Annotated in this window: 16 protein-coding genes and 1 tRNA gene; 11 read left to right on the top strand and 6 right to left on the bottom strand. The window is 45.4% G+C overall.

What is annotated here, in order from left to right; translation table 11 throughout:
• The first annotated feature begins 381 nt into the window (after positions 1–381).
• From BEL04_RS12255 to BEL04_RS12235, 5 genes are all read left to right on the top strand, one after another.
• Positions 382–1596, top strand: a complete 1215-nt coding sequence (locus tag BEL04_RS12255) for a glycoside hydrolase family 88 protein (RefSeq protein WP_066004192.1) — start codon at positions 382–384, stop codon at positions 1594–1596.
• Positions 1597–1682: 86 nt separating this feature from the next.
• Complete coding sequence (locus tag BEL04_RS12250; RefSeq protein WP_066004190.1) at positions 1683–3599, top strand: glycoside hydrolase family 97 protein; 1917 nt, start codon at positions 1683–1685, stop codon at positions 3597–3599.
• 16 nt (positions 3600–3615) lie between these two features.
• The gene (fucP, locus tag BEL04_RS12245) at positions 3616–4866 is read left to right on the top strand and encodes an L-fucose:H+ symporter permease (RefSeq protein ID WP_066004188.1); all 1251 of its coding nucleotides are present in this window, start codon (positions 3616–3618) and stop codon (positions 4864–4866) included.
• 125 nt (positions 4867–4991) lie between these two features.
• A complete protein-coding gene (locus BEL04_RS12240) occupies positions 4992–6608 on the top strand; it encodes a glycoside hydrolase 43 family protein (RefSeq protein ID WP_217493639.1) in 1617 nt (538 codons plus the stop codon).
• A 584-nt stretch (positions 6609–7192) separates the two neighbouring features.
• Positions 7193–9811 carry a TIM-barrel domain-containing protein gene (locus tag BEL04_RS12235; protein ID WP_254659569.1) on the top strand — a complete coding sequence of 873 codons (2619 nt, stop codon included), beginning with the start codon at positions 7193–7195 and terminating at the stop codon, positions 9809–9811.
• 238 nt (positions 9812–10049) lie between these two features.
• Here BEL04_RS12235 and BEL04_RS12230 read toward each other — a convergent pair.
• Positions 10050–10123, bottom strand: a tRNA-Asn gene (locus BEL04_RS12230).
• 88 nt (positions 10124–10211) lie between these two features.
• On the opposite strand from BEL04_RS12230, the gene BEL04_RS12225 reads away from it, so the two are divergent.
• Positions 10212–11129, top strand: a complete 918-nt coding sequence (locus BEL04_RS12225) for a PfkB family carbohydrate kinase (protein ID WP_066004186.1) — start codon at positions 10212–10214, stop codon at positions 11127–11129.
• Positions 11130–11354: 225 nt separating this feature from the next.
• Here BEL04_RS12225 and BEL04_RS12220 read toward each other — a convergent pair whose 3' ends face one another.
• Positions 11355–12788: a RagB/SusD family nutrient uptake outer membrane protein gene (locus BEL04_RS12220; RefSeq protein WP_066004184.1), complete on the bottom strand. Its 1434-nt coding sequence runs from the start codon at positions 12786–12788 to the stop codon at positions 11355–11357.
• Between the two features lie 17 nt (positions 12789–12805).
• A complete protein-coding gene (locus BEL04_RS12215; RefSeq protein ID WP_066004179.1) occupies positions 12806–15994 on the bottom strand; it encodes a SusC/RagA family TonB-linked outer membrane protein in 3189 nt (1062 codons plus the stop codon).
• Positions 15995–16562: 568 nt separating this feature from the next.
• Between BEL04_RS12215 and BEL04_RS12210 the strand changes: the two genes are divergently transcribed.
• Positions 16563–17549 (top strand): aldo/keto reductase, encoded by a 987-nt coding sequence (locus tag BEL04_RS12210; protein ID WP_066004176.1) that lies wholly within the window; start codon positions 16563–16565, stop codon positions 17547–17549.
• A 138-nt stretch (positions 17550–17687) separates the two neighbouring features.
• Entirely contained in the window at positions 17688–18173 is a 486-nt protein-coding gene (locus BEL04_RS12205; protein WP_066004173.1) for a hypothetical protein, read from the top strand.
• Here BEL04_RS12205 and BEL04_RS12200 read toward each other — a convergent pair.
• Complete coding sequence (locus tag BEL04_RS12200; protein ID WP_066004172.1) at positions 18170–18760, bottom strand: TMEM175 family protein; 591 nt, start codon at positions 18758–18760, stop codon at positions 18170–18172. The genes BEL04_RS12205 and BEL04_RS12200 overlap by 4 nt on opposite strands.
• Before the next feature lie 198 nt (positions 18761–18958).
• On the opposite strand from BEL04_RS12200, the gene BEL04_RS12195 reads away from it, so the two are divergent.
• Genes BEL04_RS12195 through BEL04_RS12185 form a run of 3 tightly spaced genes read left to right on the top strand, consistent with a single transcriptional unit; the run spans position 18959 to position 20437 of the window.
• The gene (locus tag BEL04_RS12195; RefSeq protein WP_066004171.1) at positions 18959–19495 is read left to right on the top strand and encodes an RNA polymerase sigma factor; all 537 of its coding nucleotides are present in this window, start codon (positions 18959–18961) and stop codon (positions 19493–19495) included.
• Positions 19476–19745: a hypothetical protein gene (locus tag BEL04_RS12190; RefSeq protein ID WP_139113023.1), complete on the top strand. Its 270-nt coding sequence runs from the start codon at positions 19476–19478 to the stop codon at positions 19743–19745. Before BEL04_RS12195 ends, BEL04_RS12190 begins: the two co-directional genes overlap by 20 nt.
• Before the next feature lie 5 nt (positions 19746–19750).
• Positions 19751–20437 (top strand): ATP-dependent Clp protease proteolytic subunit, encoded by a 687-nt coding sequence (locus BEL04_RS12185; RefSeq protein WP_066004166.1) that lies wholly within the window; start codon positions 19751–19753, stop codon positions 20435–20437.
• 114 nt (positions 20438–20551) lie between these two features.
• Here BEL04_RS12185 and BEL04_RS12180 read toward each other — a convergent pair whose 3' ends face one another.
• Together BEL04_RS12180 and BEL04_RS12175 are read right to left on the bottom strand one after the other, a co-directional pair.
• A complete protein-coding gene (locus BEL04_RS12180) occupies positions 20552–21229 on the bottom strand; it encodes a DUF4386 domain-containing protein (RefSeq protein ID WP_254659568.1) in 678 nt (225 codons plus the stop codon).
• Positions 21230–21316: 87 nt separating this feature from the next.
• A complete protein-coding gene (locus BEL04_RS12175; protein ID WP_254659567.1) occupies positions 21317–22210 on the bottom strand; it encodes an alpha/beta hydrolase in 894 nt (297 codons plus the stop codon).
• Between the last annotated feature and the right edge of the window lie 99 nt (positions 22211–22309).

Raw genomic sequence — 22309 nt, 5'->3', positions numbered from 1 at the left:
TCGTTCCCGCAATTTTTTGTTCAGGAAACGCCGTCCAATACCCGCTGATTACTCTAACATTGGATATTTAAATAAATCGTTTTAGTTAATTGGGTCGATTAGGACCTGAAATGAAGAAAAATATGATTGGATAAAAGGGTATTTTGATCAAATATCGTGCATTTCGAAATACGACACATTAAAGCCTAAATAGATATTTTATTCATTATTATAAAAAAATAGAGTAATACAAAAACAACTCTCAAAAAAAAATCACATTTATTACCAAATTTAAAAAAGTAGTTGATTTGATTTACTAAATCGATTAAACTGTTAGCTTTGAAGTTATTTATTTGAACGCACATAGGCCTGACCAGCACGACCGGGATTCCAACAAGTGTTATGATAAAAACATTAAAACAAAGACGAGTAATTACATTCCTTTCATTTTCACTCGTATCGTTAAGTCCGCTGTACGCACAAACGCTTAATGCGGATAAAGAGATCCACTATTGTGAACAACAGGCCAGTAAAACGCTTTTGCAGCTGCCACCCTTATCTAATGACCTTCCGCGCAGTATCGACGGTGGTAAAACAACCTGGCGCTGTACTGATTATGCCGACTGGTGTAGTGGCTTTTGGCCAGGAATACTCTGGAATTTATATGCATCTACCGGCAAAAGCGCTTGGAAAATGGCCGCAGAAAAATACACGGCCCAGCTTAAACCATTAGTTAACCATAGCGGATTCGATCATGACCTGGGCTTTATGATCTTCAACAGCTTTGGCCGCGGTTACCAGCTTACAAAACGCACAACTTATCATCAGCTTTTGCTGGCTGCTGCCGATTCGTTGGCAACACTTTACAATCCGAAGATAGGTACTATTCTCTCATGGCCAAAAATGGTTCAAAAAATGGGGTGGCCGCATAATACCATCATTGATAACATGATGAACCTGGAACTTTTATTCTGGGCATCGAAGCATGGCGGGGATAAAAAACTCTACGACATTGCTGTAAAGCATGCCCAAACAACCCTTCACAATCACTTTCGATCTGATTATTCAGCTTATCACGTGGTCGTATATGACACCATTTCTGGTAAAAGGATCAAGGGCGTTACGCATCAGGGATATGATGATAACAGCATGTGGGCGCGCGGCCAGGCATGGGCGATCTATGGATTTACCATGTGTTACAGGGAATCCAAGGACCCGGCATTCCTGACATTTGCACAAAAGGTAGCAGATGTATACCTGGACAGGCTACCTGAAGATCTCATACCTTTTTGGGATTTTAATGACCCTGCTATACCGCATGCCGCGAAAGACGCCTCTGCGGCTTGTATAACCGCTTCGGCCCTGCTTGAGTTATACGGCTATGTAAAAGACAGGCGCAAAGCCCGGCAATATAAGTCAAAAGCGATTAAAATGCTTAGTCAGCTGTCAACCTCAAAATACCAGAGCGGTGATACCAATCCGGCATTTTTACTGCATTCTACGGGTAATCATCCTGCGGGAACCGAAATTGATGCATCTATTATTTATGCGGATTATTATTACCTCGAAGCTTTAATGAGAGTAAAAAAACTACAAGCCGGCGTTAAAAAAATTTGATAATTAAGGATGCAGCCTGAATTTTCCGCCATAAACAGTCATCATTATCGCTCATATCACGATCGTAACAATATCTCTGATCAACCATGAAAAAAATATCATTACCCTACCTGCTTATCCTCGTCCTGGGAGCCATTTGGGCCTCTTCCCGCGCACAGCAAACTTCTATAACAACACCTGTCAAGCTATATTCACCTGATCACAGGCTTGAAATACAAGTTTATCAAAAGGCCGACGCACAGCAACATCGGGCCTTGTATTATCGCGTATATTTTAAAAACCAGCCCGTTATTCTGGAATCGCTTATGGAATTGGAAATGGATAATAATCTTTCAGAGCGGGCCATGGCACTTAAAGTAGACACACACCAACGTTGGTTCGAAAATTTATCGGTCAGTGCTGTCGACACTTTCTCTACGAATACCTCCTGGGTTCCGGTGGCTGGTGAACGGCATCAGTTACCTGATCATTACAATAGCGCAGTCATTAAGATGGTTAAAGACGATAATCCTATTTATACGTTAGATCTTGAGGTCCGCGCATATGATGAAGGCGCAGCGTTTCGATTCAGGTTCCCTGAAAATGCCAAAGGCACCTATTATAATATCACGGCCGAGCACACCGAGTTTTCACTACCCGAAGGCTCCAGGGCCTGGGTGGCAAGATGGGCCCAGGCTCCTTATGAGCTGCTGCCATTGAAAGATTGGCCGGATGAGAGTGAAAGACCATTAACCATCCAATTGCCGGACGGTACGTTTGCTGCACTGGCAGAAGGACAAATGACCGACTACGCCCGCACCAAATTCAGATTAAGCCCTGATAAGCCCAATACTATTTTAACATCGATGTTCGGCGGCGCAGAACTGATATCTCCCTTCGTTACACCATGGCGGGTAATTATGGTCGCAGACCGCGCGGGCGATCTTATCGAACATAATTACTTGTTGCCGACACTTAACCCAATCTCGCCTATCAAGGATGTTTCCTGGATCAAACCCGGCAAGATCATGCGGGTGATGAATCTAACGACTGCGGACGCAAAAGCGAATATTGATTTTGCCGTGCAACAACATTTACAGTATGTACTTTTCGATGCTAAATGGTACGGCCAGGTATTCAGCTTCAGTTCGGACGCGACGAAGGTCGCGATACCCGATTTTAACTTGCCTGAGATCATTCGCTACGGTACTCAGAACGGCATAGGCATTTGGCTATACGTTAACCAGCAGGCTCTTCTTGCGCAAAGCGACAGCCTTTTCAGCATATATCACAAGTGGGGGGTTAAAGGTGTCAAGTTTGGTTTTGTCCAGGTAGGCTCCCACCGGTGGTCGACGTGGACGGAAAAGGCGATCCGGCAAGCCGCCGACAACCAGTTGATGGTGAATATTCATGACGACTGGCGCCCCACCGGCGAGCAGCGTACCTGGCCAAACTTGATGACGGCAGAAGGTATAAGAGGCAACGAAGAGATGCCGGATGCTACACATAATACAGTTGTACCGTTTACGCGTTACCTGGCCGGCCCTGCAGATTATACGATCTGTTATTTTGATAAGCGGATTAAAACCACCCATGCACACCAGTTGGCTTTAGCTGCCGTTTATTACAGTCCGGTTCAAACATTATTCTGGTATGATTCGCCTTCCCGTTTTAAAAACGAACCGGAGCTGGAATTTTGGAGAGCTATCCCCACTACCTGGGACGATACCAAAGTAATTGACGGGGCTCCTGGTAAATTTATCATAACCGCCAGGCGGAAAAATGCCGAATGGTTCATAGGAGCCATCACCAACAACGATTCGCGCTCATTAAATATCTCGTTTTCGTTTTTACCCAAGGGGATAACCTATGATGCAACGATCTACAGCGATGATCCGAACGTTGCAACGGCTACGCATGTACGGCTACAACATTTACTGGTAAACCAGGGCTCTGTGCTTAAAGCTAACTTGCTTGCGTCGGGAGGCGAAGCGATCCATTTGATACCGGCAAACAACAAATAAATCTAAATAATTCGTTATGACAACAAAACCAGCTTTTACCGAGAAGCGATTTGTGATTACTTTTATTTTTGTAACCTCCCTTTTTCTCATGTGGGGCCTTCTTCACTCGATGAGTGATCTTCTGAATAAACATTTTCAGGATGTACTGCATGTTTCGAAAAGCCAATCCGGACTCATCCAGTTCTCCGTTTTTGTCGCTTACTTTGCCATGAGCGTTCCGGCAGGATATTTCCTTAAACGCTTCGGTTATAAATCCGGAGTCCTGTTGGGCCTGTTGCTTTTTGCTACCGGGTTGTTCCTATTCGTCCCCGCAGCGAACACAGCGTCATTCAGTTTTTTCCGGGTAGCCTTGTTTGTCGTAGGCTGCGGAATGGCAACATTAGAAACCGTGGCGCATCCCTTCGCTGCAGCTTTAGGCGATCAGCGAACGAGCGATCAGCGGGTAAATTTCTCCCAATCCTTCAATGCCGTAGGAACGATCATCGGACCAACATTAGCCTCTTTTTTTCTTTTTCATGGGATTAACGCCTCGTCTACCGATTTATCATCGGTTAAAACACTTTATGTCGGCATTGGCTGCGTGATCGTATTGATCGCAGTTGCATTCTTGTTTCTTCAAGTCCCTGTGCTGACTGATCCCCATGCCATCACCTCTTCAGCCGATGATGCAGCATTTAACGTCGACACAGAGCCCGGCAAAAAGCTATATCAGCACTCTCATTTTATTGCGGCCGTTATCGCACAATTTTTTAACGTGGCAGCCCAAAGCGGGACATGGGCTTACTTTATAAACTACGGACACGACGTGATGGGATTCGATAATGAAACAGCGGCCCGGTACATGAGTGTTTTTATGGCCATGATGGCCGCCGGGCGTTTTATGGGAACCTATCTTATGCGTTTTATCGCACCTAATAAGCTTTTAGCAACATTTGCGATGGGGAGTATTATCATGTGCGTCATAGTAGCACAAGGTTGGGGCTGGACATCTTATATCTCATTAATGCTGATCAATTTTTTCTTCAGTATTATGTTTCCGACCATATTCAGCCTGGGCCTGAAAAATCTCGGCAGCCATACTCAACAAGCTTCGTCATTTATTTCGATGGGGGTTGTTGGCGGCGCGTTTTTTCCGATGCTGATGGGCTTGATTGCCAATCATGACGTGGCCAAGGCTTATTACCTGCCGATCATTTGTTATGTAATTATTTTCTTGTTCGGTTTGCGATTATATAAAGTAAAGGTAGGCGGCTTGGCAGTAAAATAGGCCTGATTCAAATCGGATGTGAAGTCAACGGATGACGACAACTAAGCCTGAAGGCTTCATAGCTCCTTTACGGGCACGATGAACTCACGGTAGGTTTTAATGATGACTCTAACATATTCCTAATTATGACAAACACTATAAAAATTTTCGCTTTAGTAATGTGCTGCCAGTTTTTTTCGCAGCATGCGTCCGGTCAATTCAGCAATCGCTGGGGTGATCAGAGTGACGGAACATTTATTAATCCGGTGCTGCCTGCAGACTATAGTGACCTCGACGCTATACGCGTAGGTGATGATTTTTATGCCATTTCATCAACCATGCAATTCTCACCGGGCATGGTTATATTACATTCTAAAGATTTAGTTAACTGGGATATTTTGGGGCATGTGGTCGATGATCTTACCCGTATCAGTCCCGGGTTGAACTGGGATAAAATGAACCATTATGGCCGTGGCATATGGGCTGGATCCATCCGTTACTATAAAAAACGATTTTGGGTATACTTCGGCACACCGGATGAGGGCTTTTTTATGAGTTCGGCATCTAACCCATCCGGCCCATGGGAACCTGTGCACCCGCTATGGAAAGTAAGCGGGTGGGATGACTGTTGCTCTTTTTGCGACGACGACGGTCAGTTATACTTTGTGGCAACCAATTTCACACTCGACCGAACAACGAATAAAAAATATAATATCCACTTATTTAAAATGACCGACGATGGTAAAAGCCTTATCCTGTCATCCGATCGCATCATTCATCAATCAAGTGGAAGCGAAGCCAATAAACTGTACAAGTTTGGCCAGGTTTATTATCACTTCTTTAGTGAGGTAAAGTCCGAAGGCCGGGTGATCATGATGGAGCGCTCGAAAAGCCTTTCCGGGCCATGGGAGGTAAAGCAACTGAATCATGTGAATAAAACGGTTGATAGGGAACCTAATCAAGGCGGTTTAATACAACTTGCCAACAACGAATCTTGGTTCTTTACACATCATGGCACTGGCGATTGGGAAGGAAGGGCAGCAAGCTTGCTGCCGGTTAAATGGGTTGATGGTTGGCCGATAATCGGTTCGGTGGGAGCGGATGGGATTGGTAATATGGTCTGGCAGTCAAAAAAACCAATTAACCTTAGGAAAACCGCAACTGGGCTGGTTGCTAATGATTCCTTTAATCAGAAAGCCCTTCTGCCGCAATGGGAATGGAACTACCAGCCACGGGCAAATTCCTGGTCGCTGGCCGAACGTAAGGGCTTTTTGAGGCTTCGGTCCTTCCGCCCGATCGATCCGGAAAATTTACATAAAATAATCCTCAGGGCGGGTAATACCATTACACAGCGCAGCTTACGTACCGATAGTAATGTTGTCACCATTAAGCTGGACATCGCTAATATGGCCGATGGACAATATGCAGGTTTAACTCATTTTTCTACGGCCTTTTACACATGGGCCGGCGTTAAACAGGACGGACCGAACCGCTATCTGATCCTGATGGATAATGATAGAGAAACGGTTGCGGAAAAGCTGGATACCAATTGGTTATGGCTGCGGTCAGTGTGGGATCTTGCGGGCAATAACTATTATCTCTATAGCGTCGACGGAAAAAATTTCCTTCCTTTAGGCGGCACGTCAAAATTGGTTTGGGGCAGCTACCGTGGCGACCGTATAGGGATAGTTAATTATAACCTCAAAAATGATAGCGGGTATATCGATGTGGATTTCTTTAAGTATGAGTATTCAATGCAATAAGTCGGACCCAAATAATCCGGTCTTTTCTTTGAAGCTGAACAAACAGATCTGAAATACATGTTGAAACCGGAGCCGGACCGTTTGCTTGCTCAGTTTTTGCCGGAAGCAGGCTTCAGCTTAAAGCTGTCGAATGTTTTAGGATAAAGGCACATTTAATCTTCGTTATTTATTGGTGTTACAACGCGGTTAGAAAGGGCTAAAGCAATACGACTAACCATGTTTATAGCGCATCACTAAAATATTGTTCACAATTAATGTGGTTGGCTAATAATCGCAATAAATGATTAAAAAAAAGAGTATCAATATTTCCAAAAGGTGTCTATTTAAAAATGTCTACAATGAAAGATAACTCTCAAATGAAATTAAACTTAAAATTAATTGCTTTGCCAGTCATCATCTGTATTTGTTTTGTAGAAAAGGCCAGCCCACAACAACTAAACCGTTGAATGGCTGCTATTAAAAAAGATTGTATCCCCGTTGCCTCACCCTATGTTTTTTGACCAGGAAGCCATTCATTGTGGTCCACCATTTCAGGAATCTTTAAAATGCTAACCAACATCATCCCTCACTAATAATTATCAAAAATGACCATGAAATTGAAGTTTTTATTGTTCATTACGCTCCTGCCTGCCGTTACTTCAGGACAGGTTTATCAACGATATATTTTATTAAAAGATCAACTTATTGTACAGCTAACGGAGGGTAACCTGCACATCATTCCATTATCCGATGAGGCAATCCGCGTTCAATGGGAAAAGGGGCGCCTTAAAGAAGATCGTGAATTTGTTTTAGTCAATAAATTTCCTCCTCCGAATTTCAAATTCGAGGAAACATCGTTCAATCTTAAAATAATTACCGAAGCAATTACCGTTCTTTTTAATAAAAAAAATGGCAGTATCGAGTATGCAGATCAGGCCGGTAATATATTCCTTAGAGAAAAGCCGGGTGGAAGAAAGCTGAGGGCAGATAGTTTACTCCATCAGGCATGTTATGTTGCAGAGCAAACCTTCGACTCTCCAAAAGATGAATGTCTGTTCGGGCTCGGCCAGTTCCAGGACGGGCAATACAACCTGCGGAATATCAGCCGTAAATTAATACAAGTCAATACGCAGATATCTATTCCGTTCGTTTACTCCAGCCGGGGGTATGGGGTTTTGTGGCATCAATACGGCATAACTTATTTTAATCCTGCTGATAGCATTATCCCGCTTGTAAAAAAAGATACCTTTGGCGGAGTAGCGGGCGACAAGGAGGTTACAACCACATCCGGATCACAAAAAGTATCTCAAAAGCAATCACTTTATTCGGGCCAATTTAATGTTGACAAAGATGGTGAGTATACCTTTATGCTTGATCTAAAAAACATGGGTAATCGCCATCTTGTAATTATCGATGGGAAACCCTGTATAGATCAGTCAAATTTGTGGCTTCCCCCGGCAGCCAGCAAATTGGTACACCTTGCCAAAGGAAAACATAACGTGCAGGTTGTTTGCAATTCAGCCAACATACCATTACTCACATGGAAACCGGCAGAAGATGAGACGGTTTTTCGTTCTCCGAACGCCAAGTCGCTGGATTATGTCGTTTTTCATGGGGAAAGTGCTGATGAAGTTATAGGTGAATACAGAAAATTTTCGGGAAATGTTCCGTTGCTTCCTTTATGGGCTTACGGATTCTGGCAATGCAGAGAACGTTATACTTCGGGCCAGGACCTTGTAGAAACGATGAAGACATTCAGGCAAAAAAAACTGCCTGTGGACGTCATTGTTCAGGACTGGCAATACTGGGGTAAAAATGGCTGGGGTATTCCAAAATTTGATACGACCCACTATCCCAACCCACAGCAATTTATTCAAAAATTGCACGATTTGCATGCACACTTCTGTATATCTGTTTGGGAAAATCCGGCCAAGAACTCAGATATAGCCAAAGAAGAATATCTTGCAAAGGAACTCTATATACCTAATAGTCTGTGGCTTGATATATACAATCCCAAAGCTCAACAAACACATTGGAATGTGATCAACGAGAACTTATTTCGCTACGGCGTTGACGCCTGGTGGATGGATGCAACAGAGCCTGAAAACGATGCCTTAGCGGGAAAGAAAACTTACTTTGGTTTAGGAGATTTTTACAGGCTTACTTACCCTTTGTTTGTCAGCAAAACAATCTATGAAGGGCAGCGTAAAACCGACCCGCAAAAAAGAGTCACTATTCTTACCCGATCGGCTTTTGCCGGGCAGCAGCGCTATGGCACCATCAACTGGTCGGGCGACATTGGCTCAGACTGGGATGCCTATAAACGACAAATTGTAGCTGGCCTTAATTATTCACTGACTGGTATGCCCTACTGGACGACAGACATAGGTGGTTTCTTCCGCCCCGGCCCTTCACAATATACGGATGTGAAATACCATGATCTCCTTATCCGTTGGTTTCAATGGGGTGCCTTTAATAGCATATTCCGCATACACGGCTACCAGACAGCGACAGAACCCTGGAATTTCGGCCCCGAGGTGGAAGCCAGTATGCGCACCATGCTTAATTTACGTTACCGACTGTTGCCATATATTTATTCCGAAGCCTGGCAGGTGTCCGGTAAGGGATCAACTATTATACGGCCACTGGTAATGGATTTCAAGGATGATACAACAGCGAGGACTCTCCCCTATGAATACATGTTTGGTAAATCATTCCTTATTGCTCCGGTTACCGAGCCTGGTGTCTCTAAATGGTCTGTGTATTTACCCAAATCAACGGTGTGGTATAACTTTTGGAACGGTACAAAGCATAGTGGGAGCCAAACGGTAATGACTGATGCGCCAAAAAATCAGATCCCTGTTTTCGTAAAAGCCGGCTCCATTGTTCCCCTCGGTAAATTCGTACAATATTCTTCCGAAAAAACCATGGATACGCTGGAGATTCGGGTATACACGGGCAAAAACGGCGAGTTTAATCTTTACGAAGACGCCGGTGACGGTTATGATTATGAAAAAGGGGAATATACGATCACCGCCTTTAAGTGGAATGACCAAAAACAACTGTTAACCATTGCAGGATTAAAGGGCTCCTATCAAAAGCATCTGACGAACAGGGTGTTTAATATCGTTTTTGTCGACGATAATCACGGCGGTGGGATCGAAATGGGGAACCCTCAGCGAATAGTACACTATAATGGAAAGCTTATTGTGTTGAAGAGGTAGCGCCGGGAGATGACCGGTTAACCTTCGGGCACGAACATCAGTTCATCCGGATCACGATGAACGTGTGGTGCAGGGCGGCCCATTTGTTTCGGTGCTACTACAGCTTCCAAACAGGAGGGTATTTGTTGATCGAACCACTGGTGCGAACAAATTTTTCCTTCTTTTTGATAGGACTAAGGCAGATTTAGGTATTGAGAAAGCAAAAGGGCCAGCATTTCTGCTGGCCCGTCTACTTAAGCTCCTGAGGCTGGGCTCGAACCAGCGACCCTCTGATTAACAGTCAGATGCTCTAACCGGCTGAGCTACTCAGGAAGGCATTTCCGGTTTGGAGTGTGCAAAAGTATGATTTCCCATCTAAATTCACAATCTTTGTCAAAAAAATTTTAAAAAAGATTTATTCATGAGTTTAGTTGTTATTGGTACTGTGGCTTTTGACGCCATCGAAACGCCTTTTGGTAAAACAGATAAGATTGTTGGCGGCGCAGCCACTTATGCCGGTTTAGCTGCTTCCTATTTTTATGATAAAGTAAAGATCGTAGCTGTAGTAGGCGACGATTTCCCCGAGGCCGAGATTAAAGATTTCAATGCCCATAATATCGATACAGAAGGCTTGCAAATCAAAAAGGGCGAGAAGTCTTTTTTCTGGAGCGGCAAGTACCATAATGATATGAACAGCCGCGACACGCTGGTTACCGAATTGAATGTACTGGCAGATTTTGACCCGATTATCCCGGCAAGCTATCAGGACTGCGAATACCTGATGCTGGGCAACCTTACCCCGACCATACAGCAAACAGTGATCGGCAGGTTGCACAACCGCCCTAAGCTGATTGTGATGGATACTATGAACTTCTGGATGGACATCGCGATGGACGACCTGTTGAAAACTATTTCGATGGTCGACGTACTGACCATTAACGACAGCGAAGCGCGACAGCTATCGGGTGAACATTCGCTGGTAAAGGCCGCTAAAAAAATACTGGCCATGGGGCCTAAATATCTTATTATTAAAAAAGGCGAACACGGCGCATTACTGTTTGGCGAGGGCCAGATCTTCTCGGCACCGGCATTACCGCTGGCCGACGTGTTCGACCCAACCGGCGCGGGTGACACCTTCGCAGGCGGTTTTATTGGTTACCTGGCAAAAGTTGGTACCATTAATTTCAATAACATGAAGAATGCCATCATCTACGGTTCGGCCCTGGCGTCATTCTGCGTTGAAAAGTTTGGCACCGAACGCCTTAAAAACCTGGGAGATACCGACGTAGCGGCCCGTGTACAGGAGTTTGTAAGGCTTGCGCAGTTTACCATCGTTTAGTTGCGGATGGTTCATGGATAGCAGTTCATGGTGAAAGCTTTCGCTGATTCGTTGTTAACCATTTGACAGCTGGCCAGGCAAATCGTATGCCCACTTAAAAAGTTCAACAAATATTTGCCGGGGCCTGAAATCCCGGCCCATAAAAAAGCCGCCCTGAATTGCTTCGGGGCGGCTTTACTAAAAACTGATATATTTGCACGAACAGGTAGTATGCTTACCCTAAAACTATCTGCCTATCAGCGGATTATTTAACTGCTCGGCGTTAGACATCGGCCAGATATAGGTTGACCCAAAACCACCAACCGGAATAGCAGTAATTGTGCCTTTTGCCGGTATTGGAAGCCCCAGGCGCAACAAATCGGCCCAACGTAAACCCTCACCCAAAAATTCGATATTTCTTTCCTGGTAAATAGAAGGAAGGTCGGCTGTTGTAAACACGGTAGTAGGATCGGACCGCTGTCTCACCGCGTTTAAAAGTGCAATTGCCTGCGCATCCGAAGCTCCGTTTATCTTTACCCGCGCCTCTGCTAAATTTAAAAGCACTTCAGAATAACGCATTACGTTTGCCCAATCGAGGTATGGCGAACCTAACGACCATTTGGTGAGGTTCATCTTAGTGCCTGTTGTTTTAATAAATCCCCTCCGTGCATCGGTAGCTTTCCAGTTAACATCGGTAAACAACGCACTGCTTGGGTTAATGTAGTATTCGGTTGCCCCCGTGGTATTAAAATAATCGGCTAACGCGTTTTGCGAACCAACGGCTTCGGTCGTGGTGAACGGTTCGGAGAACACAGATTCGGTTGTCGTATACGGGCTTTTAAACACGTTGGCAATATTAGCCTGTAAGGCATACGCCACACCTGTTGTAGCTGTAAACGGCGCTGTAGCGGTAACAATTTTATTGGCTTCGGTAATTACGTTATTGTATTGCCCCATTGCCAGATAAATACGTGTTTTAAAGGCGATGGCCGTATTACGGGATGCCCGGATTGTATTGGATGTTGCATCGGTACCATACGATATAGGTAAAGACGCTTCAGCAGCATTCAGATCGCTTATAATTTGTGCATAAACCTGTGCTACCGTTGCCGGCGCAGCCGAAAAATCGCCGTAAGCCGAGTTTCCGGTTAAACGTAATGGCACACCGGGGGTAGCGCCAGAGCTAACCGAATAAGCCTGGCAATACATATCTAATAAAGCATAGTAGGATATAGCACGTAAGAACTGGGCCTCACCAACGTAATTTGCCGCTACTGCTGTACCGACGACAGCTGTGCCGTAAGTTTTCATACCGTCAATAAACAGGTTGCAATCATTAATGGCCGTGTAGCATTGTGCCCATAAATTCAGTGCTTCCGAACTGGTACCCTGTATGGTACCGTTCCAGGTTTGCAAACCTGTAACTGAGTTGTTGGTGGAGTTTATCCAGTTATCGGCTTTAATGTCGTTATAAATCTGAAAACGGCCGCCATATAGCTGGCCCGACCTTAGCGGAGCATACAACCCTGTAACCTGTGCCGAAATACGCGCCGCAGTTGAAAACGGAGCGCCATCCTGGTTTGAAATCGAAGTAGGCAACGGTTGGTATAACTGATCTTTTTGGCAGGAGTATGTACTTAGTACTACCAGGCCCAATAAAAATATGATTTTCTTTTTCATTTCGTTTAAATTAATAGTTAGAACTTAACGGAGAAACCCGCAGTAAGCGTCCTTCCGTTACCTATGGTATTCCTGTCTACACCCGGGCTATTATTGCTGGTGCCGTTTGAACTCACTTCGGGATCAGGACCCGGATATTTGGTAAAGATGAACAGGTTTTGACCAGTAACATACAAACGCACGCTCCTGATACCAACTTTACTCAATATTGTTTTAGGGAGAGTATAACCCAGGTTGATGGTTTTAACTTTCAAGAAATTGCCGTTATAAACGTTAAAGTCGGTAGGGAAAGAAGTACCGTTTGAAACGTTATCGCCAAAAATAACCTTAGGATAAGCGGCTTGTTGGCCGGGTGTGGTCCAATGGTCTAAAATGATGGTCGAGTTGTTCCAGAAACGCTGATCGGTTAAGGTGGCCTGCGTTCCGTAATAAACATAAAAACCAAGCTGATAGGTCATTAAAACATTCAGATCGAAGTTTTTGTAGTGAAATGTATTACTAATGCCCCCTACATATTTGGGTACACCGTTGCCATAATCAACAGCATCGGCAGTTTGGTTTATAGTATTTAAGCCCGTGCCCGCTGCGTTAAGATAAGGGCTGCCGTCGAGGTTAAAATACAATGCCTTACCGTAGATTGTAGTTGCGCCAAGAAAGTTAAACTCAACCGGCTGGCCGGCGGCATTCAAAAATATCCTTTCGCCGTTTTTAGGATCGACACCGGCCGACCTGATGATGTACAGGTCGCCAACAGAGCCACCAACACGGTTAATATTGGTTATTTCGAGGCTTGATGTCGAATAAGTGATAGGCGCCGGAGGGTTGCCCGGTATTAAAGAAGTTATTGCGTTTTTATTAAAGCTGATATTAAAGTTGGCGTCCCATTTGAAGGATCTTGAATTGATAACACCGGCGTTTAAATCAAACTCGAGGCCTTTATTATACAACGAACCTATATTTACTGACGGGGAACCCGGCAAACCTGCCGAAGGCGGCTCGGGGTAAGTTAATATCAAACCGGTAGTATTATTGTAATAAGCTCCTATCGAACCGGTGATGCGATCGTTCAGCACACCAAACTCAATGGCCATATCTGTTTTCGAGGTAAGCTCCCAGGCCAGTTGGTTATTGCCTGTTGCCGCCGGGAGAAGCGTGGGGACAGCATTAAACAAACCGCTCGAAGAATAAGTACCGTAAGACGAGTAGCTGTTAAGGCCGCTGTTGTTACCCGCACGCCCCCAGCCACCTTTGATCTTTAAGCTGCTGAATATTTTGTCGGCACCAATGTTTTTCCAGAAATCCTCTTTAGCGATCTCGTAAGCGGCTGCCACACTTGGGAAAATACCATATTTTTTATCCGCCCCAAACACCGACGACCCATCGCGCCTTAATGTAGCGGTTAAAAAATATTTCTGATTGAAGTTATAGCTTAAACGGCCAAAAAACGATACCAGGTAATCCTTACTCAAACTGTTTCCTGCTGTGGCTACGTTTACATAACCTGCCTGTATTACGTTAAAAGCCGGATCGGATAGTATGGTGCGCCCTTCGCCAAAACCATTAACCGAAGTTCCCTGTTGCTCGTTACCTAAAAGTAAAGATAAATTATGCTTCCCAAAGCTGTAGTCAAACTGGGCCGTGTTATCCCATAGCCACCGTTGGGTGGTACTATTCGTCATGGTAGCCGAGGCCGAATTGGTTGCAGCGCTGCCAGAGAAATTGTCTACCGGGTCGAGGAAGTTATCGTTAACAGCTGTGATATAATCGAGCCCGTATGTTGTTTTAAGGGTGATCCACGGCAGCGGTTTTAATTGCAGGTACACGTTGCTGGCCATGTGCGTGATCTCGCTGTTGGAGCGGTCGAGATCAATCGCTACCTGAGGGTTTGTGTAACTGATGGTAAAGCCCTTATTCTGCCCGATCCCGATAGCTCCGGTAGAGGGGTTGAGGTTGTATGTACCGTCGGGGTTGTAAACGGGTAAGTTTGGAGGAAGCAGCAAAGCTAACCGGCCCAAACCGGCGGTAGCATAAGCTTCGCCCGCTAATGAACCCGAAGTTGTCGGGGCAAGATCCGTCTGATCAGAATAAGACAGCTTCATACCGAGAGAGATGATTTTATTGGCATTGTGGCTGACATTCATCAAAATGCTTTTATTATTAAATTCGGTCGCTTTTAAAATCCCCCCTTGTTTACTATAGTTTGCCGAGAAATAATAATTTGTTTTTTCTGTACCACCCGATACATTAGCCGTAGTGTTATAGGCGATACCGCGCTGGTACACCACATTTTTCCAGTTTGTATTAATCGGGTTGCCATCAGCGCCGATACTTGCAACTACGGCAGTGCTTGCGCTTGCACCGGCATTGGCTATGGATTCTGTTTTAATGGCAATGTATTGGTCGGCATTTAATACGTCAGGCAATCTGTTTACAGTGGTTACCCCCATCCAGCTATCAAGCCCTACTACTGCATCGCCTTTTTTACCTTTTTTAGTAGTAATAAATACTACGCCGTTTGCCGCCCTGCTACCATAAATAGCCGTTGCAGATGCGTCTTTAGCAACATCTATACTTTCAATATCATCAGGATTAATGTTGGATAAAGCGTTACCGCCGCCTTCACCGCCGCTGTAATCGCCCGAAAGTGATGCAACGCCATCTACCACGATGAGTGGCTGCGAACCCAGGTTAATAGAGTTGGTACCGCGTATATGGAAAACCGGGGGGGTGTTTAATACTCCATTGGGTATAGTAATCTGTATACCCGATCCTTTACCGGCAAGCGCCTGCTCAAAGTTTTGCACCGGCTGCTCAACAAGGTCGCTGCCGCTAATGTGGGCAATACTACCTACGTTTTGCTTAGCCGATTGTGTACCATAACCAACCACCAAAACCTCGGTCAACGCTTTTGATGAAGGTTCTAATGCAATATTTATCACCGGGCCCGTGACAGGTACCGTTTGTGTTAAATATCCTATAAATGAAACCTGTAGCGATTGCTGCCCCGCCGGCACGCTGATACTGAATTTACCCGATATGTTGGTTTGGGTACCGGTTTTTGTGCCTTTTACAACCACGCTTACACCGGGTATCGGGTTTCCGTCATCTTTCCCGGTAACGGTTCCGGTAATTGTTCGGTTTTGCGCCTGGGCATGAGATGCCAGCAACAACAAAACCACCATACTGCTGAGTAGGAGTTTTTTCATTTTCGTTAATTAAAAGGTCAGTTAATAAATAAATCGACTTAATTTAATTAAGAAATGATAAAAAATCAATGTTAAGATTATAACAAACGTATTACTTTCGCATTTTTATTAAAACAATTAAAAATAATACAGTTTTTATAGGATTTTTTTTCTAAAATTTAAAAAAAGACTTGTTTTTTAAACTAATTATAACTTAATAATTAGTTTAAAATGAATTAATACTAAAATTATGGTGATTTTTATCTTAAAAATCACCATAATTTTAGATTTTTCTCAAAAAAACTTCAAAACACAATCTATTTTTGAGAATTATTCATCAGTAACACTCAAAATCAACCAATTATACTTAACAAATATTTCCTTCTAATTAACTTCGAAACATTAAAAAACACCGGAGTTTTTTGCTTTAATTACGATACCCGGCAACAACATCAGGCAAACTATTCTCCCAGGATGCCAAATGACTGGTGTATGATGATCTGGTTAACAGGAAAAGCCTAAATTTGTAAACAAATGTCAGGCAACGAACTGCCGGCCATGATCCCTTACCATTAACTACCGATGAACTATGAAATACAGGCAATTAGGCAATACCGGCGAACAGCTGTCGGCAATTGGTTTAGGCTGCATGGGCATGACCCACGCCTACGGCGAGCGCGATGATGCGGAATCGATCCGCGTGCTTGAGCTCGCGCTCGATCTGGGCATCAACTTTTGGGACACTGCCGATATTTACGGCCCGCATACCAACGAAGAACTGATAGCCAAAGTATTAAAGCCCAACCGCAGCAAGGCATTTATTGCTACCAAGTTTGGTTTTACCGGCGGCGCAGCCGGTGCGCGCAGTTTCGATGGCTCGCCGGCGTATATGCGCAAAGCTGTTGAAGGCAGTCTCAAGCGTCTGAATATCGATACCATCGACCTGTATTATGCCCATCGCATCGACCCGCAGGTACCGGTTGAGGAAATGGTTGGCGCAATGGCCGAACTGGTGAAAGAAGGCAAGGTGCGTTATCTCGGCCTGTCGGAAGCCTCAGCCGAAACGCTTAAAAAGGCTTGTATCGTTCACCAAATTGCCGCTTTACAAAGCGAGTATTCGTTACTTACGCGCGACCCTGAGCCTGAAATATTACCGGCCTGCCGTGCATTGGGCATTGGATTTGTACCTTTCAGCCCGCTGTCGCGGGGGTTGTTCAGCGCTGCACTGCCCGAGAGCGAGTCGGGCTTTAAGGCCGACGATTTCAGGATGACGATACCACGCTTTAAAGGCGAATATTACGAAAACAATACCCGGCTGGCTGCTGCTTTCGCAGAGCTTGCCCATGGTAAAGGCTGCACACCTGCGCAGTTGGCTTTGGCCTGGGTACTGGCGCAGGGCGATGACATCGTCCCGATACCGGGCACCAAGAAGCAGAAATACCTGCGGGAGAACGCCGCTTCGGTAGATATTTCACTGACAACGACCGACCTTTCCGATATACAGGCCGTAATAAACAAATACCCCAACACCGGCCCGCGTTATACCGAAGCCGGTATGAAGATGGTAAACCGGTAGATGTGCAGATGACTTGGATAATCTGCACATTTACGCATTTGCACATCAAATGTCAATATTCCTCAATAGTTGGCCAATTGCCGATAGGCTATGCTGCAAAATATGCTTTTACTTTGGCACAGCTAACCTGTTACCACGATGAACCGATACCTGTTTGGCCTGACTGGCCTTTTATTATGCGGCATGTTATTTGCCTTTGCACCTAAAAAAGATAATGCAGCCAAAGGCGAAAAGATATTTATGAGCCATGCCGACGATGCGCTTGCCGTTATTGAGCAGGGCGCCCTCAAACTGAACATTAAAGGCGTGGCCATGGTGATATTTGTGCCGGGCGACAGCACCCGCAGCTGGGTATCAAAAATGAAGGTGGTGGGCCTGATGAAAAAAGGCTCATCAAACCTGCTTGGCGTTGCCAGCACCAAGGCCGCCGAAATGGCCGATACTTACCAGGATAGCGGCAGCGGCATACGCCCGCCGCTACGGGGCGAATATGGCTATAAAGGAGGCGTGATCCGCAGAATGGGCCCGGGGTATATCATGGCGGTATTTTCGGGCGGCAGCCCCGACCAGGACAGGGAAGCGGCCACAAACGGCGCCGAGTTGCTGGTTAAATATTTTAATTAGTCGGGTTTGGTTTCGCTTACGAGGCGATTTTCGATGCGCCTGTCGGGGATGAACCAGATACAGGCCACCACCACATACAGCCCGAAGCTTACCCATGGGCAGAAAAAAGCCAGGACGATGGCCGTAGCATAAATAGCAAGTGATATTTTGCCTTTAAAATCGTTGCCGATAGCTTTGGCCAGCACCGAGTTTTCGCCATGATGACGCACTAAGGTAATGATCATGATGGTATAAGCGCTGGCGCACATAATCAGCATTGCGCCATAGGTGATAATGGGCCATTTGCTAAAATGGCTGTCGCCCATCCAGTTGGTTACAAACGGTATCAGCGAAAGCCAGAACAACAAATGCAGGTTTGCCCACAATACCCTCCCGTTGATACTATGCACGGCCTGGAAGGTATGGTGATGGTTGTTCCAGTAAATGCCTACATAAATGAAGCTAAGGGCGTAGCTGATAAATTTCCAGCTAAGCGGCTGCAGATCGTGCAGGTTAAAATGATCTGGCACTTTTAACTCGAGCACCATAATGGTAATGATAATAGCGATAACACCATCGCTGAAAGCTTCCAAACGGCCTTTATGCATAATTGAACTAAGATAGGGATTTGCTCAGCAAGTTTGAAATAAAGTAGCAGTAGCGGTTTTGTGGTTAGAAAAGTGACGTACTGACGAATTGCATTACTGCCACTGCTACTGTCACTTTTTCGCGCTTCCAAAAAAATATTTCTAAACTTCGGGTGATATTTCTTCACTAACTTACACTTGTATAAAAAAGGATAACTAATGGCAGAGCAAGTTGTACTCAAATCGGCTACGGACCGCGAAGCTTTCTTCATCGGCTTATACAAAAAGGCCTTCCCGGCTGTAGCACGCTATGTGGCGCGCATGGGTGGCACATTCGAACAGGCGCAGGATGTTTTTCAGGACGCGCTGGTGGTTTATTATGAAAAAACAATATCGCCGCAGGCAGATATCCGCGTAAGCGAAAAAGCTTATTTGTTAGGCATAGCCAGACACCTGTGGAACCGGGCTTATAAGGTCGTCGGCAAAAACCAGCCGCTGGACGATACCGATATCCCGGCAGAACAAGATGAGCAGCCATCTGCCGGTAAACTGATGCACTACCTCGAAACTGCCGGCCGGAAGTGCATGGAATTGCTGAGGGCCTATTATTACGATTACTTACCAGTTGGCGATGTGGCACAACAATTCGGTTACAACGGCGAACGCTCTGCCACCGTAGCCAAATACAAATGCCTCGAAAAAGTACGCGATACCGCTAAACAAAATTCACTCAGCTATGCGGACTTCATTGAATAATATCAAAGCCATCGAAGATCATCTTTTTGGCCGCGCCGATACGGGCGAAACCTTATTATTCGAAGCGAATATGATACTGAACAGCAACTTACGCGAGGACGTTCAGCATCAGCAAAACACCTATGCAGCCATCAAACAATACAGCCGCAAACAGCTTAAAGCCGAAATTGCCACCGTTCAGCAAAAGCTAACCGGACCTCAACACCAGGGTTTTATGCAGCGCATCATCAATCTGTTCAAAAAATCTTAAAATCTATGAATATCGATCGTCACGAATTTCGCAAATATGCCGTAAAGCATCACCGCATCGGCAGCCAGCATGTGGATAGTTATATTGGCCGCGCCGCCAATATCCCGACAGCCATGACGCCCTACATCACCGAAGAACGCCAGCTCAACGTAGCGCAAATGGATGTGTTCTCGCGACTGATGATGGACCGCATCATCTTTTTAGGCGAACCTGTGGGCGACCGCATGGCCAACATCATCCAGGCACAATTGCTTTTTCTGCAATCTGTGGATGCTAAAAAGGATATCCAGCTATATGTAAACTCGCCCGGCGGCGACGTTTACTCGGGTATGGGCATTTACGATACCATGCAGCTCATCTCGCCCGATGTAGGTACGATATGCATTGGCATGGCCTGTTCTATGAGTGCGATATTACTTTGTGCAGGAGCCAAAGGCAAACGTGCAGCATTACAACATTCGCGCATTATGATCCACCAGCCATCGGGCGGTGTGCAGGGTGTTTCGGCCGATATTGAGATCACCGCGCAGCAGATACTCAAAATAAAAAGCGACCTGTACAAGATCATAGCCAAACACAGCGGCCAAACGTACGATTGGGTACACTCCGCATCTGAGCGCGATTACTGGATGACCGCCGCCGAAGCCAAAAAACACGGCATGGTAGACGAAATTTTGGGAGATGTGGATTGAGGCAGCAGAGTGCATGGCGCGGAGAGCAGAGCGTAAAGTTTTTTGAATGTCATTGCGAGATAGAAAGCAATCGCTGCTTGCTACCTCGCTCTTCCTGGCAATCACATTAATAAATCAAACCAACTTTTTATCCTTTACCCCTGCTATCAACAGCCATAAACAAACCGATAACTCGCCAAGGCTGCCGGGGATAGTGATGAGTTTGCCGATAATGGTTTTGCTGTAGGTATGCGGCAGGAGCAAATGGCAGGCGAAATTGAGCACATAACCAAAGCAGCCGATCATCAATAAAACACCTATTATCTTTGGTAAAAAGCCCGACCTGAAAACCAGGTACCCAAACGGGAACAGCCAAAGTCCCCAAAATATAGAAGCAATCATGTTGCCGCTGCTGTAACTTTCCAGGTGAAGTATTACCTGCGACTGCAGTTTGTCAGGTCCGAATACTTTTAAATAAGTACCGTCGCTTATAAGCGTTAAAACATCAAAATTGTGGATCATATTGGCAAACGACAAAGGCACGCTTATGGCCGATAGCGCTACCATCAATACCGCGTGGGTTTGATTAACCGGGCTGAGTAATTTATAAAGCACCAAAGGTAATACCAGGAAGAGGATGTACCCAAGCAAGCCGACCAAAATACCCATCCGGAAAAGAGTCTCGGATGTGGTAATATTGCTGACCGTTGCTGTCGGGTCATCCCAATCAATGAGTGCAGACGGAACATATTTCAGGTAGAAAAACCCGGCGGCGATCAGCATTAAATATAAAGCTCCCGCTGTTCGTGCCATACTGTTTTTTGATTGCATTTGACCTATTTAACATTTTGACTATTAACAGGTTAAAATGTTACAAACCGTTTTAGCAATCAAATACGTTTATTTAGCCGCAGCCCCAAGCAAGCCGTTGCTATCCAGCCAATTCGCAGCCGCATTAAACCACTGGTCTTTGGTGGTTTTGTTGTTCAAGCCAAAGCCATGCCCGCCAGCCGGATAGATCAGCAATTCCGCTTTTATATGGTTGTTCAGCAAAGCATCGTAAAACATCAGGCTGTTTTGTACCGGTACCGTTCTGTCATCTTCGGCTTGCACAAGCATGGTGGTGGGTGTATTGGCGGTAACCTGTTTCTGGTTACTGTACAGGTCTATCTTATCGGCAGGGGCATCCTTACCAACCAGGTTATCGCGCGAGCCTTTATGCGCAAGGTCGCCAAAAGTAATTACCGGGTACATCAGGATCATAAAATCGGGGCGGAGGCTGGTATTTTTCGGGTTATCGATCACCGCCTTATCAAAATGCGTCCCCGCCGTCGAAGCCAGGTGCCCGCCGGCTGAAAAGCCGATGATGCCGATTTTGGCAGGATCGATACCCCATTCGGCGGCACGTTCGCGTACTATCTGTATAGCGCGCTGCGCATCCTGCAGCGGGCCGATGGTTTTATCCACCATGATCTGGTCGCTGGGTAAACGATATTTTAACACGAATGCAGTAACGCCAATTTCGGCAAACTTCTTAGCTACATCTGCACCTTCTTTAATCATCGACAGGTGCGCATAACCACCGCCGGGGCAAACAATTATCGCAGTGCCATTAGCCTTACCTTTTTCGGGGAAGTATGGCGTAATTGTCGGGTCGGTAACCATACTGCCGCTGCCATTCACAATTTTTTCGACATAATCGGCAGGTGCGGGTTTGGAGTTGGGTACACCGTTTGGGTACAGTTTTATCGGCGGTGCATCCTGTGCAAACAGGCTAATGGAAAATAAAGACATTAATGCTATAGTAAAAGCTGTTCGTGTAAACATGACAATAATAATTGGCTGCCCTAAAATTAGTGTTTTTACATCAAATTCATAATTTGTACAGGGATT

It is taken from the genome of Mucilaginibacter sp. PPCGB 2223, from assembly GCF_001705515.1.
GTDB lineage: Bacteria > Bacteroidota > Bacteroidia > Sphingobacteriales > Sphingobacteriaceae > Mucilaginibacter.
Note: the sequence above shows the minus strand (reverse complement) of the source record. Positions and strands in the feature narration are given on the sequence as shown.

Excerpts from the sequence above, each read along its gene's own strand:
- BEL04_RS12255 (WP_066004192.1), top strand. The coding sequence starts at position 382 with ATGATAAAAACATTAAAACAAAGACGAGTAATTACATTCCTTTCATTT.
- BEL04_RS12250 (WP_066004190.1), top strand. The coding sequence starts at position 1,683 with ATGAAAAAAATATCATTACCCTACCTGCTTATCCTCGTCCTGGGAGCC.
- fucP (WP_066004188.1), top strand. The coding sequence starts at position 3,616 with ATGACAACAAAACCAGCTTTTACCGAGAAGCGATTTGTGATTACTTTT.
- BEL04_RS12240 (WP_217493639.1), top strand. The coding sequence starts at position 4,992 with ATGACAAACACTATAAAAATTTTCGCTTTAGTAATGTGCTGCCAGTTT.
- BEL04_RS12235 (WP_254659569.1), top strand. The coding sequence starts at position 7,193 with ATGACCATGAAATTGAAGTTTTTATTGTTCATTACGCTCCTGCCTGCC.
- BEL04_RS12225 (WP_066004186.1), top strand. The coding sequence starts at position 10,212 with ATGAGTTTAGTTGTTATTGGTACTGTGGCTTTTGACGCCATCGAAACG.
- BEL04_RS12220 (WP_066004184.1), bottom strand. The coding sequence starts at position 12,788 with ATGAAAAAGAAAATCATATTTTTATTGGGCCTGGTAGTACTAAGTACA.
- BEL04_RS12215 (WP_066004179.1), bottom strand. The coding sequence starts at position 15,994 with ATGAAAAAACTCCTACTCAGCAGTATGGTGGTTTTGTTGTTGCTGGCA.
- BEL04_RS12210 (WP_066004176.1), top strand. The coding sequence starts at position 16,563 with ATGAAATACAGGCAATTAGGCAATACCGGCGAACAGCTGTCGGCAATT.
- BEL04_RS12205 (WP_066004173.1), top strand. The coding sequence starts at position 17,688 with ATGAACCGATACCTGTTTGGCCTGACTGGCCTTTTATTATGCGGCATG.
- BEL04_RS12200 (WP_066004172.1), bottom strand. The coding sequence starts at position 18,760 with ATGCATAAAGGCCGTTTGGAAGCTTTCAGCGATGGTGTTATCGCTATT.
- BEL04_RS12195 (WP_066004171.1), top strand. The coding sequence starts at position 18,959 with ATGGCAGAGCAAGTTGTACTCAAATCGGCTACGGACCGCGAAGCTTTC.
- BEL04_RS12190 (WP_139113023.1), top strand. The coding sequence starts at position 19,476 with ATGCGGACTTCATTGAATAATATCAAAGCCATCGAAGATCATCTTTTT.
- BEL04_RS12185 (WP_066004166.1), top strand. The coding sequence starts at position 19,751 with ATGAATATCGATCGTCACGAATTTCGCAAATATGCCGTAAAGCATCAC.
- BEL04_RS12180 (WP_254659568.1), bottom strand. The coding sequence starts at position 21,229 with ATGGCACGAACAGCGGGAGCTTTATATTTAATGCTGATCGCCGCCGGG.
- BEL04_RS12175 (WP_254659567.1), bottom strand. The coding sequence starts at position 22,210 with ATGTCTTTATTTTCCATTAGCCTGTTTGCACAGGATGCACCGCCGATA.